A 17051-nucleotide genomic window follows, 5' to 3' on the forward strand; every position below is an offset into this window, starting at 1 on the left:
ACAATGGAAAAAATTTCTGTAAATAGCAACTTATGTGATGGATGTCTCAATTGTGAAAGCATGTGCGCATCTGTTCACAGTGCTAGTAGAATAAAAATTATAGAACATCATTCTCTATTCTATTCCATTGTATGTCAACACTGTGAAAGTGCACCATGTATTAAAATCTGTCCAACCGATGCAATCAGCGACGAAAGTGTCGATACAGAGAAATGTATTGGTTGCGGATTATGTGTAATGGTTTGTCCATTCGGTGCAATGACTTTCCAAGCCAGCATTGCTGAAAAATGTGACCTCTGTGCTGACAGAGACGAAGGGCCTGCATGTATAAAAGCATGTACTAAAAGAGCTATTTCCGTTGTTGATCCAGCTAAAGTCAAAGCTAAGAATCAAGAAAAATTCTTGTCCAAAATGGCTGGATTATATGAACCGGAAGGCAAGAAAAGTGGCTTTGTCCATGTAATTACAAGTCAAGCAAGAGCAAGACTTGTTTTAGAAGAATAAAATAGATTATGTTAAATTCAGGAAATTGTACAAATTGTACAACCTGCGGAAGTTGTCAACAAACACCAAATGTTGACACTCCCAACTTATTTTGTATGCACTGCCAACCATCAGAAGCACCATGTCTAAAAGCTTGCAGTGAAGGAGCTATTGAAGTTTTAGGCGGCGCCATCACAATAAATGGTGAAAAATGCAATAAATGTGGAGACTGTGTTGAAGTTTGCCCAATTAATGTAATTAAAATTTAAATATCTTAAAATCAAAAAATAAGATTATAAAATTTACAAGGGTTTTATTTTGATTTCTAAAGATACAATTAAAGATACTGTTTATGAACTTTACAAAGAGGCAGTCATTGTTCTAGGTGAAGATGTTAAAAAATCACTTGAAGATGCTCTTAAAATAGAAGAACATGACCTTGCAAGATTAAATATTGAAGCTATCTTAAAAAATATTGAACTTGCAGAAGAAAAAGGAATTCCGATGTGTCAAGATACAGGTCTTCCAGTAGTTTTCGTAAAGTTAGGTAACGTTGAAGTTGAAGACTTGCGCGGCGGAATTGAAGAGGGAATAAAAAAGGCTACAAAAGAAATTCCAATTAGGCCAAACATCGTTGATCCTTTAACCCGTGAAAATACAAACATTAACGTTGGAGATTACATCCCGCCAATCGATATTGAACTTGTTGATGAAGATTATCTGGAAATAACCATATTGCCAAAAGGATTCGGTTCAGAAAACAATAATGCATTAAAAATGGCACTTCCTGCTGAGGGAATAGAAGGCGTGAAAGAATTTGTTGTCGAATCCGTTTTGAAAGCTAAAGGAAAACCATGCCCTCCAACTGTAATTGGAGTTGGAATCGGAGGAACTTCCGATTTATGCCTAAAATTAGGTAAAAAAGCATTGCTTGGAAAAGTAGGCGAAAGAAATCCAGACCCACAATTGGCCAAATTGGAACAGGAAATTTTAGATGAAATTAATGCGTCAGGAATCGGTCCAATGGGACTTGGTGGAAAAACAACAACATTAGATGTGAAAATCCTAAAAGCACATACCCATACTGCAGGCCTTCCAGTAGGAGTTTGCGTCCAATGTTGGGCAGACAGACATGCCACAGGAAGAATATATGACGAATAATCATATTTCCTAATTTTTTTAAAAAAAAAAAGTTATCTGAAAGATCTTGGAGTGGTTGACCTTGGAATATTTTCATGAAACTCAATTGAAACATCCATAATCTCAACTGAAATGTCTCCCATTCTTTCAAACGCTTTTACAACCCTAAATAGATAAATGAAATAGTTTGAACGCTCTTTTTCATCAAATGAACTTTCAGCCATTTGAGTTGCAATCAAATTAATTGCCTTTGATTGGAGAATGTGTATAGAATCTTCCAGCTCCATCAAATCATCTTTTAACTCTGTTTTTCCTTCGATAAATGATTTCATAGCTAATCGAATCATCTTTTGAGCAGTTTTATACATCTTTTTTAATTTTTTAAGAATATTTTCATCAATTTCATAAACATCATTAATAACAAATTTTGCAATATGACCGCAGTAATCTCCAATCCTTTCCAAATCGTATGCTACTTCATTATAAAGCATTGATTTTGAAAATTCGGAATGTTTATCAATACTAACAATGGTTTCAACAGATGTTCTAATTTTTTCAACCATAGTGTTAGTAGCATAATCCATTTCCAAAGCGCGATTGGCTTTTTCCTCATCATATTCCAGAACTGCATTGAAAGACTCTTCAAGTTGGGAATGGACATGCTTGGCCATATTATTCAACATATCATTAATCAAAACATTTCCGGAAGTTTCTTTTGGACTTATATAATCATTCAAAGATTCAGCTATTCTTTCATAACCTTTCAAATCAATCATGTATGCTCTTTTAACTGTACCATCCTTAACAAGAGGCTGTAACAATTTAGTAACATATCTGCGAGTGATACCCAATTGTTCGGCTATTTCTTCTTGAGTAGCTGGATTTTCGTATAAAATAAGATCCAATATCTCCTTCAAAGTTTGGTCCTTTTTACTCATGTTATCCCCTATTTCTTATATTCATCAAGCAAATCATTTGATTCGAATTGTATGTTTTTTGAAGACTTGTTAATTCCTGACTCTGTTTGAGTAGCATTTTCGTTATTGGAAACCTTATTTACTTTAGGTTTAAAGGAATGGCCCTTATTTTCAACCAATTTTTCTTCAAAATCTTTAATTCTGGATTTATGAGCGGTTCTTTTGTGAACATATTCATCTACTTTTGGTGAAATTTTCCTTTTGAATGTAGTGCTCTCTGTTTGAGGATTTTTTCTAACATGCACAACTCTTCTGTGAGTTGGTTCTACATCATTTTCAAAATATTTGCTATATTTCTCCTCAAAACTTCCGTCATTTATGCTGTCTGCATATTTTTTAGAATTATTATCTGATTCCCTGGCGGACATTAAAATTCTGACAATTACAAATACGAGCAGAATGAATGCAATAACAGCTATTGGAAAATCAAAAACTGCGAATATCGGGTGATACAAATCAGTGATTTGATTTCCCATATCTACAAAACCTCTTGCCAAAAATACTATACCTATTGCAGCTATAATCACCCCATGAACCTTTTTAACATTTTCAGGTTTCAATACCAATGGGTAAACACTTATGACTATTAAAGCTAGACCTAAAATCCTGTATAGATTATTATTAGCAAAATCTTGAAGGGAGAGATAAGCATTCAGGAAGGTACTCGGTAGAATTCCAAATTCGGCTAAAAATGAACATATCAACAATAGCTGAATAAGAGAAATAACTATAAGTGGAAATACATAAGCTACATCCCATTCGAAATCATGTTTAATTTTTACATCAGACACTGGTTTTTCCAATGCTTCAGAAAGCATGTTGTAAAGAACGGATGATATAACTGAACCTATTACAGTACCCGCAACTCCCAAAACGGAAGTCAATACTGCTACAAATGCTGAAATTAAGCCAACTAATATTAACTTAGAATAATTCATATATTCCCACCTCAATAGAATTTATTTAAAAAATTTAATTTTTTTCTTAAATAAATTTATCTTTTCAAATATTTAAAGTATTGTAAATTCTTATGAAAACCTTGAATAACAAGGAATTTTAATTAAAAATCAACTAATTACCAATTATATACTAATTAACCTACAATTAAACTGATAACAGAATATTGAATGTTGAAAATCAATTATTAAAATTTTTATAATGATTTTGAAAAATAAATTTTTAAAAAAAATATAGAGATAAACAAGCTTTAGGGGGGATTCGAACCCCCGACTTCCACCTTACCAAGGTGGCGCTCTACCGGCTGAGCCACTAAAGCATTATCGAGAAAATAAATATAAAATAGTGCAAGGGAAGGGATTCGAACCCTCGAAGGCCTATACCAGAGGATCTTAAGTCCTCCCCCTTTGGCCGCTCGGGCACCCTTGCATACAATATTGATATTATCCTTCATAGTATATAAACGTTATGGTAAATTCCTAAAATTTAGACCAAAGCATTGTTAATTGAATACAACCATAATGAAACTGAAGTCAATATTAATATTAATATAAGCCAGATTACCAAAAATAGCTTTTTAGGGTCAGATTCACCTTTAGTAATGTATTTTTCACCTTCAACATCACTGGATCTCTCACGAGTATTTTTATAGAAATCATCATTTCTCAAATAATTGTAAAACATTCTTGTGATAAGATAAAATATGAAAAACATGACAAGGCCTATTATAGGAAGCAACCCTCCTTTCAAAAACATTACTGAAATCGCTGAAAACAGAAGGCCTAAAAATACAAAAAATAATCCGGATAAAATTATTGAAACAGTCTTGTTAAAAATCATAGATTCACCATTAATTTGCAAACATTGAAATTTAGGAATGCCTAATTAATTATTTACTAAAAAACTATATAAATCTTAAGATAATTATATTTAATTATATTTTTTTAATAAATTTTAATTGGTGTATTAATTGAAAGTTGACATGGAAGAGTGTGGAGTTTGTGAAGATTGTATTGATGTGTGTGTAGAAGAAGCCATTACAAGAAGAGCATACACCATAATCATCGACCCTAATAAATGCGATAACTGTGGAGAATGCGTTGACGTTTGCCCTGTTGGAGCCATATACGAAGAATAACGATTTATATGAAGATAAAATTTACATTAGTTGATTATATTATAATTATATTGGTAATATGTGCAGTCATATTTGCATTTATACATATAACAACTGATGACTCCTCAAATATCCGAAAAACTGCTTTTGATTCATCAACAATAAACAAATTACCTGAAACTTACCTAAATTATTACAAAGACGGACATATAGTTAAAGCTACAATCGAAGGTTTCAACTCAACAAACGGCAATAAGACAACATTAAACGGCACTGTAAAATGGGTAGATGAAGGAAGCACTGTTAGAGTTCTTATTGAATCAAATAACAAGACATATCTTGCAGGATTATATAAAAATGTTCCTAATGCAGATATCTATATTGACAAGATATCCATAGAAACTGACGGCAGCGTTTACGACAATCTAACAGAATTCAGTGTTAATGCCAAAAATATTACCTCATTAAACGATTTAAGAAAGAACATAACCAATGCCAATTATGATATTTCAACAACAATTGCAACAAATCCTATTAACAACGGCAAAATGCAGGAACTTGAAAATGTAATCAGCATGCACAGTAAACGATTGGCCATTAAAACCACCAACACCGAATTTGAAAATCAGTTGATTATAACAAAAGCTGATAAGCAAACTTTGGATGATGGAAACAGTGTTTTAGGAAACGTAAGTGGCGTTACTGAAAAAATTACTATCAGAATCTATAATTGCAGCGACAGTGATATGCAAAATATTAAAAATAACTATGATGTTACAAATATTCGAAATTTTTAAGTTGTGTAAACCATGAGTGTGATTTATTCTACTTTAACTTCACTGATAAATAAAGTAAGTGATGAATTTCGCAAATCTTTTTTATTTACAATCATCTTTACCATTTTAGGATTTATTGAAGGCCAGTGGGTAAACAGCTTTTTTAAAAAATTATACCCTAGTGAAAACTTTTTAAATTTCTTAAATAAAAACAGAATACTTAAAAACCACATTTTCAATCCTTTAATAGTGCTTTTTATCTTTGCAATATTTCTATTGCTTGCTTTAAATTCCGTTTCGACCAGCCTGGCCATAACATTAATGTTGGCTTTCGCAGGATTTTTTATTGGATCTGCTGTAATTCCAAGATATTTTTTAAATGACACAAGAAATATTCTGGAATTTAAAAGAAGAGATATGTATTCTATCGGATTTTGTTTGATACTTATCAGCATAGTATTTTTCTTTGTAAGCATAGCTTCTGTAGGAGGAATACCACTTTTAAAACCATCAATTAGATATCTCTTAAAGCCCATATTAACCATGCCAGTATTTTTAATCATTCCAGGAACCTGTCTTGTTGCAAGCTCATATCTGAAAGATTATCAGGATGAAAAAATCACCCGTTCACAGGCAAGATTCAGATTCATTTTTTTGCTCGCCATGGACTGTGCATTATTATTGCTTCTAGGTTATAGGACACCACTACTTGCAGCATTTCTTGTCATAATTATCATAGGTTTCTATGGAAATATTGTTTCTCTTTGGGAAGTTGTAATTGGAGCATTAGTTGGTGTAGGTGCAATAATAGGAATAGGTTATTTTCGTTCACTTGGAGAGCTGACAATAACCTCATCAACCAGCCCGATATATAGCCTGCAGACAAGAGCGGACTTTACACTTCACGTGTTGAATTTGCTTGACTTTATTGGAGGAAACTTTGGCGTGACCCATGGCCACATGCTTGCCAGTTCAATTCCTGGAAGTGATTTGGGGCCAAGGATGATGGTTGGAAAGCTTATTGCATGGAGAACCGAAGTGACAATCACACCAACATTAATCGGGCAAATGGTGGTTGATTTTGGAAAGGTTGGAGTCTTTGTTGAGATGACAATCCTAGGTTTCATTTTAGGCATAGGATTTAAACTAATGCAGAAAACCAAAAATTACTTCTATATCGGAATTTACTCACTGATTTTAACATACACAATTTTAGGTGTAGAAACCGGACTTCTCGACATTCAAGTCATAGTATACTTTGCAATTGCAATTCTCATTTATTTAATTAATATCAAAAGAAGCCACATCTAATCTTTTTTTAGGTTTTCATTATTACTATTTTTAAAAGATAATACAAAAAAGTATTACTTTAATAACATTTATATATTAAAATTCAGTTTAAATATTTAATGTCAAGAGATGAACAGGATTTATTAACCATTAAACTTAATAAAAATCCCAATTAACTTGATATTACTAAAAAAAAGAATGAATAATACTTTTTAGTAATACTTGGTTTATAAACCAAATAAAAAAAAGTATTACTTTTGGAAATAATGGAGGAATTTAATTGCATATACCAGACGGATTTATACCTATTTCACAATGTATAGTATACTATGTAATTTTAATAGTTGCTCTATACTTCTCCGTAAAATGGGCAAGATCCAATTTAGACGAAAAACGCATACCTCTTTTAGCAGTACTTGCAGCAGGTATTTTTGCAATCATGTCCATGAACATGCCAATTCCATTCGGTACAAGTGGTCACATGGTTGGTGGAGCATTAGTAGCAATAGTATTTTTAGCTCCGGAAGCTGCTGTATTAGTATTTACAGTGGTTTTACTCATCCAAGCATTAATATTCGGTGATGGAGGAATTACTGCTTTAGGAGCAAATGTATTGAACATGGCAATCATTGGAGGTTTTGTTGGATTATACACCTTCAAAGGATTAAACGGAGCTATAGGAAAATACCCTGCAGCAGGTGTTGGAGCATGGCTTGCAACAGTAATTGCAGCTTTAGCATGTGCTATTGAAATGGGTATTGCAGGAACATTCCCAATGAATATCGGTATCCCATCAATGGTATTATACCATGTATTTATTGGAATAATCGAAGCAGTATTAACAGTTATTGTTCTTGCTGCATTAGACAAATTCAGACCAGACCTACTTGCATGGAATCAAGGAGATGCATAAAATGGATAAAAAAGACAAGACATTAATAGCTGTTGCAGTTGTAATTTGTGTTATAATCTGTGTCCTTTCACCATACATCGCATCTGGTGACCCTGACGGATTAGAAAAATCAGCTGAAGACTCAGGTCTTGATGAAGATTTCTCAGTTGAAGACATAAAAGGCATACCTGAAGCGGTACTGCCGGATTATGCATTTGCAAACGATCCGGATAACCAAGCACTGCAAATAGTGGCTCTGGTAATAGGTGTAGTGATAACCTTAGGCGTAGGATACGGGGTTGCATACATCGTTAAAAAGAATAGAAGTTAAATTTTTTAATTTCTATAATTTTTTCTTTTTTTAAAAGTAATTGAAAATTACTCAAAAAGACATAACCAAATAATAATATAAGATGAATTTTTAATATTTAACTAGTGAATCCATATGGTTGATATAACACAGATAATGAGGTTTGATGATTTAGCCTCAAAAAACAGCCCCATACATAATTTGGAAGGGCGCATAAAGTTAATTTCCACTATTTTTATCATATTAACTTGCGTTATCTCAAAAGAACTGTTTATTCCAATAATACTTGAAATATTCTTATTGGTTATACTCAAGCTTGCCAAACTGTCATATTGGGATTCTGCAAAGAGGCTTTTAATGCTGCTTCCATTTGGTGGAGCAATCATAATTTTCCAACCATTCGTCCAACCAGGAAATGTAATTTGGAGCTATTCATGGCTGACCATTACCGATGTCGGTATCAATTGGGCAATACTGCTTTTGGCCCGTATGATTGTATCCCTAACAGCAATCATTATCTATTCATCAACTACACCACTTCAAGAGATGGCAAGTTCATTTAGAAAATTAAAAATGCCAAGAGACTTGGCAATGATACTTTCCATTATGGTGAGATTCCTCTTTTTATTTGTTGATGAACTCGCAGCAATCAGAAAAAGCCAAAAGTCAAGAAATTTCAATATCCATTCCAACAACACCCCCTACAAATGGAGAGTCAAACAGGTAGGTTATACCATCGGAATGATGTTTTTAAAATCATATGAACAGGGAGAACGTGTTCACAAAAGTATGGTGAGTCGTGGTTTTTCAGATGCGTCTGAAATGTTCGATGAAAAAAAATCTCCCGAAAAAAGCGATTACATATACCTGCTTTCAATAATCATCATAGCAATAATACTTGAAATCATCATAATTAAATATTCAGGACAGTTAGGTTATATTGGACAAAATTTAGCAATTAATTAGGTGTTTACATGGAACAAATTCATTTAGAGACAAAAAATTTATCATTTACATATCCGGATGGAACTGAAGCTTTAAAAAATGTCAATATCCAAATAAAAAAAGGTGAAAAGATAGCCATTATGGGACCTAACGGTGCAGGAAAATCAACATTATTCTCCCACTTTAACGGTTTGACAGAACCTACATCAGGACATATTGAAGTAGATGGTGAAAAAATTGTTTATGAAAGGGAAGAGCTGCTTAAAGTAAGGCAAAAAGTAGGAATAGTATTCCAGGATCCTAACGACCAATTATTTGCACCGACCGTGAAAGAGGATGTTGCATTCGGACCTATGAATTTAGGTCTTGAATATGATGAAGTGAAACGAAGAATCGAAGAGTCTCTTGAAATGGTCGGAATGACCGGATTTGAAGATAAAACTCCTCATCACTTAAGTGGAGGGCAGCAGAAAAGAGTTGCAATTGCCGGAATCATTGCCATGAGACCTGAAATAATGATACTTGATGAACCAACTGCAGGACTTGATCCGGAAGGTGTTGACAAAGTATTGGACATTTTAAACAATCTAAACAATGAAGGAATAAGCATAGTAATTTCCTCCCACGACATAGAAATGGTAAATCACTTTGCAGATAAGATATTTGTCCTGTATTCAGGTGAAATAATTGCCGAAGGAGATAAACACCAGATATTTTCCGATAAGGAACTGTTAAAAAAAGCTCATTTAAAAGCACCGATAACAACTGAAATATTATATAAACTGAAAGAAAGAGGACTGGATGTTGATACTGAAAAAATAAGTGTTGATGAGACAGTCGAAGAAATTTTAAAAATAAAAAAAGGTTAATTTGTTGATTTTCTTCTTTTAAACCTTTCTTTTAATTTTACTATAAACTCAAATTCTTCTTCAAGTTCGGGGTGATTGCCAAATCCACAGTTCGGACAATGAACCTGATTGCAACCACTATGTTTACCACAATTAAAACATCCACGGTTTTCCACTGCTTTTTCATCAAATTCAAAACCGCACATACGACATTTCATAATAAACACCGCCAAAAAAAAATAATTAAAAAAAAATAATGAAAAGATTGAAGTTATTCCACTTCAATATTTCCAGCTTCTTCTTTACGAAGACAAATGTCATATCCTTTTACACTCATTTCGATTGGATCACCTAAGGTAGCTACTTTTTTAACAGTGATTTTTGCACCTTTAATGAAACCCATACCTAACAAGTGTCTTCTTAAACCTACATCACCAGTTTCGTGGTATTTTACCAAAGTAACTGTTTCGCCAGGTTTTACATCTTTTAATGTTTTCATCATATCACCAATGTAAACTTAAAACAAAATATTTAGGTACACTTAATTTTGTAAAAACTAATATATAAATATTTAGTTATGACTAAAAAATTAAAGATAATGATAATAAAATTATCCCATCTAAACAATTTTTCAGTTCAGAATATTCTTGAATCTATCCAAATCCTGCCAATAGACCTACATTGTAGATTAAGAAAGCTACAATATATGCTGTTACCAATGTAATAGCACACATAATTAACGGCCATCTCCAACTGTTGGTCTCCTGTTTGATTGCACCAATAGCAGCGAAACAAGGTACATACAATAGACAAAATGCCATGAATGAGTATGCAGATAATGGAGTGAATAAATCATGTACCAAAGCTATTGTTCCTTCTTCGTCATCTTCTTCAAGTCCACCTAATGTGGTGAAAGTGGATACTACAACTTCTTTAGCAACCAAACCAGTTAAAATAGCAATACCTGCTTGCCATGTGGAAAACCCTAGTGGGGCGAATACAGGTGCAATTGCAGAACCTATCATACCAAGAACACTTTCTTGTGATCCATATTCGACACCGAATGGGACTGAACTTAAAATCCAGATTATAATAGCTGAACCGAGAATAATAGTACCAGCTTTTCTTAAAAATCCTTTGGTTTTCTCCCAGGTGTGCAACAATACTCCTTTCAGAGATGGAACCTTATATGTTGGAAGTTCCATAACAAACGGAGCAGACATTCCTTTAAACATAGTCCTTTTAAGTATTCCCGCAACAATAAGTGCTACAACAATACCTAGTAAATAGATAGATAATAAGATTATACTTTTATTTGCAACAAAGAATGCGCCAATAAATATTGAATAAATAGGCAATCTTGCAGTACATGACATGAATGGAATAAGCATCATTGAAAGCAAACGGTCAGATTCATTTTCCATAGTCCTGGTTGCCATAACTGCAGGCACTCCACAACCAAATCCTAAAATCATAGGAATGAAAGCTTTTCCATGAAGACCCACAATTGAGTGCATAACTTTATCTAAAGTGAAAGCAGCTCTTGCCAAGTAACCGCTGTCTTCCAATATGCTCAAGAACAAGAACATAAGAATAATTTGCGGCAAGAACACAATTACTCCACCTACACCACCAATAATTCCGTCTTGGAGAAAAGAACCCAATATTTCATTTCCGACAGCACCAGCTAAATATTCACCAAACCATGCAAACCATTCATCAATAAAATCACAAAACGGAGTTGCGATTGTGAATGTCAAATGGAATAATAAAAACATTACGAAGATAAATATGAATGGGGCTAAAAACCTATTAGTTACAATTCTATCTATTTTATCAGTAGTAGTTTCTTTTTCAACATCGGGTCTTTTAACAGCTTCCGCCATTAATCCATTAATATATGCATACCTTGCATTTGCTACAACTTCTTCTGCACCCGCATCATACAAATCATGAAGGTGTCCTGCAACTTTATCAGCTTCAGCCATGATTGCAGAACTTTGAGAAGATTTCTGAACTTTTTCAATTACAATAGAGTCTCTTTCCAATAACTTTATAGCAGTCCAAACAGAAGGAACATCCAATAAGTTACTATCCTTTTCAATTAATGATTGTAAATCACCTAAATGTTCTTTTAATTCATCACCATAGGACAATTTTGCACTGGAATCAATTGGATTTGATGCTTGTTTTTCCACAGTTGTCAATAATTCTTCAAATCCATCCCCATCTTTAGCACTGATTTCAATGACGGGAAATCCTAAAAGTTCACTCATCAACGGTATATCAATGATATGATCTTTTTTCTTTGCAAAATCATTCATGTTAAGCGCCATTACCATATTTGCGCCCAGTTCCATCATTTGAACTGTTAAATATAAATTACGTTCCAAATTGGCAGCGTCAACTACATTAATAATCACATCAGAGTCATCATCTACAATGAAATCCCTTGAAACGATTTCTTCCATAGAATGAGCACTTAATGCATAATTACCAGGCAAATCGATAACATCATATTCGTAGCTGCCATGTTTGAAGTGACCTTCTGCTCTTTCAACAGTTTTTCCAGGCCAGTTTCCTACATGTTGACGCATACCAGTTAATCGATTGAAGACAGTAGTTTTACCCACATTCGGGTTTCCTGCCAATCCTACAATTAATTCTGTCATTAACCATTCTCCCGTTTAATTAACTTATATAAATAATATTCTATCTTTCAAATATTATTTCATACTAAAAAAATTTTTTTAGTTTAAGTCTTCTAATCCATAAAAAAAAAATTAGGTTAACCTAAACATATATTTCTATGAATGTTATGCTATTTAAATATTTAGGCATGCCAAAGAAAAAACCAAACTATTTATATTAAAAAGAATTATAAGAATATTAAAAAAGCATTTACTGATATAGTTTACTAGGTTGATATGATGAGTGATGCCGTTGAACAAGCACAGATATATATAGAAAAAGAAGATTATAAACAAGCCCTAAAATTAGCCAGAAAAAGACATGGAAAAGATGATATTGAAGAATATATTGCAATTTTAGACTTATTAATCGATGAGGAATACCTTCCTGCACTTGAAGAAAAGGGAATGTACTACCAATACTATGATGAAAATCATGACAATGGAGATTACGGCGAGAAATATTTCGATGAATATTTAGAAAAGCAACCTAGGTCAATTAATGCAATATGTGACAAGGCATTATCCAGATTCAACAAGGGAAAAGTCGATGAGGCGATTGAATACATGGATAAGGCTTATGACAAATACAAATCCTATGCCAAAATTGAAAAGCCTAGAATCAGCAAGAACGAAGTTTTAATGGGAAAGATAGAACTGTTAATTCAAGCCAAAAGGTATGATGATGCATTAGCCTACCTAAACAAATATGAAACATTGACAAACGGCAATGAAAAATCTGATTTATACAAAGGGGTTGCGCTTCAAAAAAATGGAAAAAATGAAGAGGCAATCAAATACCTAGACAGATCATTGGGAAGCGAAGACACAATCATGGCACTCAATGCAAAAGGGGATGCCCTTTATGAGCTTAAAAGATATGATGATGCTCTGAAAGCATATAATTCATGTATACAAAAAGAAAGCAGTATTAAAGATGATGATTTGGATTTGATTACTAATTTCAATTATAAAGCGGCATTCTGCTGTGTTAAACTTGGAAAGGATGACGAAGCCATCAAATACTTGAATAAAACCATCAACTTCTTAAATGAAAAGGGCAGGCTTCCAAATGATATTGAAAAAATCTACCGGAAATGTTCCTTTGAAAAAGAAAGAATAATGAAAACCGGAAAGGTAAAAGATAAGGAGTTTGGACAAACAAAATTCATGCCTATGAAAACTTCAATTATAATTTTAATAATTATATTAATTTTATATGGAATTTTAAGATTGTTTGGCTATGGAAATTAATTTTAACCATTTTTTGAAAATATCTTTTAAAAAAATTTAGGTATGCCTAAAAAAATAGAAAGCTTTAAATACTATAAAATCAAACTTTAATACAAGTGACATGAATTTAGGTAAAACTAAATGTTCACTTAACAAAACATATTATTAGTCAAAAAAATAATAATACAATCTCCAAAAATATAGAATAAAATATTGAATTAGCTTTTCTCAATTTTCTAATTCAATATTAATGGAAAATTCTTCTGCCAAAAATTTTCCAAAAAGAAACACGATTGGTGTTTAAACTCCTCCATATACTTAAACACCAATTCATCCCTTTTTTTAATACTAATTTAGACTTTAATATCCTTCACCGTCATAATTTGAAGGATCATCATAGATTTCTTCATCCCAGTAATTATCTTCAATATAATCATCCATTTTTTGGTTTAAACCCCAATTATGATTATCATAATAATTATAAGCATCAAAACTAGGTCTGGATGTTGGTACATTAACGTCCTGAGATGAAAAAGCTGAACTGTACTTTTTATCCCCGTCAAATTTTACTTGGACATTATACCATCCTGCATCATATTTTATGCGAAGAAATTTGCTATAGGACTTATATTTCCATTCATAATGACCACTGGAATCAGTGATTGTATAATTGATTTTTCCATTGGTATTGATTTCCCTGCCACGGTCATCAACAAGCTTAATTAAAATAACTCCCTTGCCGTTAAGCCATTTGTCAGTAGATATTTTTACATTAACATTTTCTTTTGCAAAGGCTGGACCTGTAAGCAACACAAAGCCAACACAGACAATTGCAAAAATGATGATGATTTTTTTGTTCATGGTTGCACCTCAATAGTTCATTGTGTATAATATGTTACAAATACTATTTAAATATTAATTCAGATATTAATTAATAAGGAGATATTATTATGATAGAATATGATGAGATTATTGAAGATTCTCCATTATTAGTAAATCATGTGATTACATTGATGAAAACCCATGACTTTTACATCAATAAACACATCAAAAGCGAAACGGAGATACTTCCCAGCCAATATTACATGCTGCTATTTTTATATTATGAAATGGGTACAAACCAATCAGACATTGCAAAGGCATGTCTGATGGACAGAAGCGGAGTTTCAAGGGCATTTAAAGATTTTGAGGAAAAAGGATTGATCACTAGAGAAATTGATGAATATAACAAAAGAGCATATAAGATTACTTTAACCAAAAAGGGAATTGAAACATCAGAATTTTTATTGGAAAAAGAAAAAGAATGGGACGATATGATTTGTGAAGAATTGGATATCCCCCGTGAAGATTTGCTGAAACTTCTAACCAGAGTATCACTAAAGTCCCTTGAATTCAACAGGAATCAATTCTAATCGACTTCCATTCCAGAAAAATAACTATCATAATATGCTCTATGTCTTTTAAATGATTTGAAAGATACACATAATACCATCCCTTTTATTTTCATTATTTTCCACATAATCACCTAACTTTTTGTTTTTGCTCCAATATGCACAAATGCTTTTTTAATGAAAACGAGTTTGCAAAACTACAACAATTCTTCAATTGAATAAATATTTCCAAACAACTCCAATTTTTCAAAATAAAGCAAATATTACTTAATTACTTCAACAAAGTATAAATTAAAGTTAAAACAATTAATAGCTATGATTGAATTAGTAATAGCTTGTTTTATAGGCATATTGATTGGAACAACAACAGGAATGATACCTGGAATACATGTTAACACTGCCGGAGCAATATTGTTCGCATCTTCAAGTTTTCTGTTGACATTCCTATCACCGGAATTTCTATGTGTCCTGATGGTTGCAATGTCAATAGCCCATGCACTGATTGAATTTGTACCGTCAATGCTTTTGGGAGTGCCACAGGAGGGAACCGCAACATCAATACTACCAGGACACAGAATGGTTCTGCAGGGAAGGTCCAAAGAGGTCATAAGAATAGTGTCAGTCGGAGGATTTGGAGCAATCATAGTTACAATATTGATGATGCCAATCTTTGCAGTTGCACTTCCAATAATGCATGATTTGACAAAACCATTTACATGGATTATCCTGCTTGCTGCATCCGTTTATTTGACTTACAGCATGACAAATTCCATGAGGGATTTTTTATGGTCCCTTCTTCTTTTCATCCTTTCGGGAATCTTGGGCTGGATTATCTTTCAAACCCCAATTTCATCAGGAGTGTCTCTAATGTGCACATTTTCAGGTCTTTTTGGAATAAGCACAATATTATTCAGCCTTAATGATTCATCAACAATACCACATCAGAACAAATTTTATGAGCTTAATCTGGATTTGGGGAAATATAAAAGCATTTTTGCAGGAGGAATAACCGGGGCGATTCTTGGTTTTCTTCCGGGATTCGGACCTGCACAGGGAACCGTGATAGCACAGGCTGCAAGCGGCACAAATGACAATGATGACGACGATACTGTCAATTTTTTACTTGCAACATCTGGACTGAATGTTTCGGATTGTCTTTTTTCATTGATTGCAATCTATATCATCGGAAATCCCCGAAGCGGAATTGCCGTATACATGTCATATCTAATCTCTGAGATGACACTGAACCATTTGATGATTTTTATCTTTGCATCATTGATAGCAGTGTCCGTTTCATTGGTGTTGTCTTTAAAATTAGGAGATTCATTTTCCAGGCTGATGGGTGGTGTTGATTACAAGAAATTGTCCATTGGAGTAATATTGCTTCAGATATTAATATTATACATATTCATTTTTTATTATCAAGCTCCTGTTTTTTATATGACTCTGGCTTTGATTACTTCAACCGCCATGGGAATGCTTCCCCACTACATTGGAGTTGGAAAATCCCATTTGATGGGAATACTGATTGTTCCAGCAATCGTCATTTATATGCAAATGTTTATTTAGGTTAAATTATGAAAAACAAATTAATTAACAATATTTACGAATATATAAAAATATGGAGAATGAAAATGAGCGAATATGAAATCATTCTTGAAGAGGCATATTCAAAAAAATTAGGTATGGGTTCAACTGCAAAAAAAATATTTCAAGAAATCAATAACAAACCAGAAGCAATATTGAATTTTAAAAATATTGAGTTTATGAGCAGATCATTTGCACAAGAATACGTATTTCAAAAACATAACTGCAATACAAAAATAACTGAAGTAAATATGTCTGAATCAATTAAACAACTATTATATATTGTATCTGAAGATTTTGAAAAAACTTGTTTGAGATAGTAGATAATCAACACACCATCTGTTATTTTCATTATTTCTAAAATATAAGCATCTACACATCACCAACTTAAAAAACCACATTTTAAACATCCAAA

21 protein-coding genes and 2 tRNA genes are annotated in these 17051 nt (G+C 32.8%); 14 read left to right on the plus strand and 9 right to left on the minus strand.

Going from position 1 to position 17051, the window contains the following annotated elements:
- Positions 1 to 3 precede the first annotated feature (3 nt).
- The 3 genes from QZN45_RS07605 to QZN45_RS07615 are packed head-to-tail and all read left to right on the plus strand — an operon-like array spanning position 4 to position 1644.
- A complete protein-coding gene (locus QZN45_RS07605; protein WP_292609210.1) occupies positions 4 to 504 on the plus strand; it encodes a 4Fe-4S dicluster domain-containing protein in 501 nt (166 codons plus the stop codon).
- Positions 505 to 512: 8 nt separating this feature from the next.
- Positions 513 to 752, plus strand: a complete 240-nt coding sequence (locus tag QZN45_RS07610) for a 4Fe-4S binding protein (protein ID WP_292609213.1) — start codon at positions 513 to 515, stop codon at positions 750 to 752.
- 49 nt (positions 753 to 801) lie between these two features.
- Positions 802 to 1644 (plus strand): fumarate hydratase, encoded by an 843-nt coding sequence (locus QZN45_RS07615; protein WP_292609215.1) that lies wholly within the window; start codon positions 802 to 804, stop codon positions 1642 to 1644.
- Between the two features lie 32 nt (positions 1645 to 1676).
- Here the strand turns inward: QZN45_RS07615 and QZN45_RS07620 are convergent, their stop codons facing one another.
- From QZN45_RS07620 to QZN45_RS07640, 5 genes are all read right to left on the minus strand, one after another.
- On the minus strand, positions 1677 to 2561 hold the full coding sequence (locus QZN45_RS07620) for a phosphate uptake regulator PhoU (RefSeq protein WP_296812255.1): 885 nt from the start codon (positions 2559 to 2561) through the stop codon (positions 1677 to 1679).
- 8 nt (positions 2562 to 2569) lie between these two features.
- Entirely contained in the window at positions 2570 to 3538 is a 969-nt protein-coding gene (locus QZN45_RS07625; RefSeq protein WP_296812257.1) for a hypothetical protein, read from the minus strand.
- Between the two features lie 265 nt (positions 3539 to 3803).
- Positions 3804 to 3876, minus strand: a tRNA-Thr gene (locus QZN45_RS07630).
- 27 nt (positions 3877 to 3903) lie between these two features.
- A tRNA-Leu gene (locus tag QZN45_RS07635) sits at positions 3904 to 3986 on the minus strand.
- 57 nt (positions 3987 to 4043) lie between these two features.
- The gene (locus tag QZN45_RS07640; RefSeq protein WP_292609220.1) at positions 4044 to 4397 is read right to left on the minus strand and encodes a hypothetical protein; all 354 of its coding nucleotides are present in this window, start codon (positions 4395 to 4397) and stop codon (positions 4044 to 4046) included.
- Between the two features lie 130 nt (positions 4398 to 4527).
- Between QZN45_RS07640 and QZN45_RS07645 the strand changes: the two genes are divergently transcribed.
- The 7 genes from QZN45_RS07645 (at position 4528) to QZN45_RS07675 (ending at position 9756) form a co-directional block, all read left to right on the plus strand.
- Positions 4528 to 4695 carry a 4Fe-4S binding protein gene (locus QZN45_RS07645; RefSeq protein WP_292609222.1) on the plus strand — a complete coding sequence of 56 codons (168 nt, stop codon included), beginning with the start codon at positions 4528 to 4530 and terminating at the stop codon, positions 4693 to 4695.
- A gap of 8 nt (positions 4696 to 4703) precedes the next feature.
- On the plus strand, positions 4704 to 5471 hold the full coding sequence (locus QZN45_RS07650; protein WP_296812259.1) for an adhesin: 768 nt from the start codon (positions 4704 to 4706) through the stop codon (positions 5469 to 5471).
- Positions 5472 to 5483: 12 nt separating this feature from the next.
- Complete coding sequence (locus QZN45_RS07655) at positions 5484 to 6761, plus strand: oligosaccharide repeat unit polymerase family protein (RefSeq protein WP_296812260.1); 1278 nt, start codon at positions 5484 to 5486, stop codon at positions 6759 to 6761.
- A 259-nt stretch (positions 6762 to 7020) separates the two neighbouring features.
- The gene (gene cbiM, locus QZN45_RS07660; RefSeq protein ID WP_292609228.1) at positions 7021 to 7653 is read left to right on the plus strand and encodes a cobalt transporter CbiM; all 633 of its coding nucleotides are present in this window, start codon (positions 7021 to 7023) and stop codon (positions 7651 to 7653) included.
- Positions 7646 to 7963, plus strand: a complete 318-nt coding sequence (locus tag QZN45_RS07665) for a PDGLE domain-containing protein (protein WP_296812262.1) — start codon at positions 7646 to 7648, stop codon at positions 7961 to 7963. The genes cbiM and QZN45_RS07665 overlap by 8 nt, the downstream gene beginning before the upstream one ends.
- 114 nt (positions 7964 to 8077) lie before the next feature.
- Positions 8078 to 8908 (plus strand): cobalt ECF transporter T component CbiQ, encoded by an 831-nt coding sequence (gene cbiQ / locus QZN45_RS07670; protein ID WP_296812264.1) that lies wholly within the window; start codon positions 8078 to 8080, stop codon positions 8906 to 8908.
- Between the two features lie 8 nt (positions 8909 to 8916).
- Positions 8917 to 9756: an energy-coupling factor ABC transporter ATP-binding protein gene (locus tag QZN45_RS07675; protein WP_296812266.1), complete on the plus strand. Its 840-nt coding sequence runs from the start codon at positions 8917 to 8919 to the stop codon at positions 9754 to 9756.
- On the opposite strand, the gene QZN45_RS07680 is transcribed toward QZN45_RS07675, so the two are convergent.
- From QZN45_RS07680 to feoB, 3 genes are all read right to left on the minus strand, one after another.
- Entirely contained in the window at positions 9753 to 9953 is a 201-nt protein-coding gene (locus QZN45_RS07680; protein WP_292609236.1) for a hypothetical protein, read from the minus strand. The genes QZN45_RS07675 and QZN45_RS07680 overlap by 4 nt on opposite strands.
- A gap of 53 nt (positions 9954 to 10006) precedes the next feature.
- The gene (locus QZN45_RS07685; protein WP_292609238.1) at positions 10007 to 10234 is read right to left on the minus strand and encodes a FeoA family protein; all 228 of its coding nucleotides are present in this window, start codon (positions 10232 to 10234) and stop codon (positions 10007 to 10009) included.
- A 154-nt stretch (positions 10235 to 10388) separates the two neighbouring features.
- Complete coding sequence (gene feoB / locus QZN45_RS07690) at positions 10389 to 12407, minus strand: ferrous iron transport protein B (protein ID WP_296812268.1); 2019 nt, start codon at positions 12405 to 12407, stop codon at positions 10389 to 10391.
- Between the two features lie 258 nt (positions 12408 to 12665).
- On the opposite strand from feoB, the gene QZN45_RS07695 reads away from it, so the two are divergent.
- Entirely contained in the window at positions 12666 to 13679 is a 1014-nt protein-coding gene (locus QZN45_RS07695; protein ID WP_296812271.1) for a lipopolysaccharide assembly protein LapB, read from the plus strand.
- Positions 13680 to 14018: 339 nt separating this feature from the next.
- Here QZN45_RS07695 and QZN45_RS07700 read toward each other — a convergent pair whose 3' ends face one another.
- Positions 14019 to 14519, minus strand: a complete 501-nt coding sequence (locus tag QZN45_RS07700; protein ID WP_292609257.1) for a hypothetical protein — start codon at positions 14517 to 14519, stop codon at positions 14019 to 14021.
- Between the two features lie 89 nt (positions 14520 to 14608).
- Here QZN45_RS07700 and QZN45_RS07705 point away from each other — a divergent pair, with 89 nt between their 5' ends.
- From QZN45_RS07705 to QZN45_RS07715, 3 genes are all read left to right on the plus strand, one after another.
- Positions 14609 to 15070, plus strand: a complete 462-nt coding sequence (locus QZN45_RS07705; RefSeq protein WP_296800570.1) for a MarR family winged helix-turn-helix transcriptional regulator — start codon at positions 14609 to 14611, stop codon at positions 15068 to 15070.
- Positions 15071 to 15364: 294 nt separating this feature from the next.
- Positions 15365 to 16618, plus strand: a complete 1254-nt coding sequence (locus QZN45_RS07710) for a tripartite tricarboxylate transporter permease (protein WP_292883084.1) — start codon at positions 15365 to 15367, stop codon at positions 16616 to 16618.
- A 65-nt stretch (positions 16619 to 16683) separates the two neighbouring features.
- On the plus strand, positions 16684 to 16956 hold the full coding sequence (locus tag QZN45_RS07715; RefSeq protein WP_296812273.1) for an STAS-like domain-containing protein: 273 nt from the start codon (positions 16684 to 16686) through the stop codon (positions 16954 to 16956).
- Positions 16957 to 17051 lie beyond the last annotated feature (95 nt).

The organism is uncultured Methanobrevibacter sp. (assembly GCF_900314695.1).
Classification (GTDB): Archaea; Methanobacteriota; Methanobacteria; order Methanobacteriales; family Methanobacteriaceae; genus Methanocatella.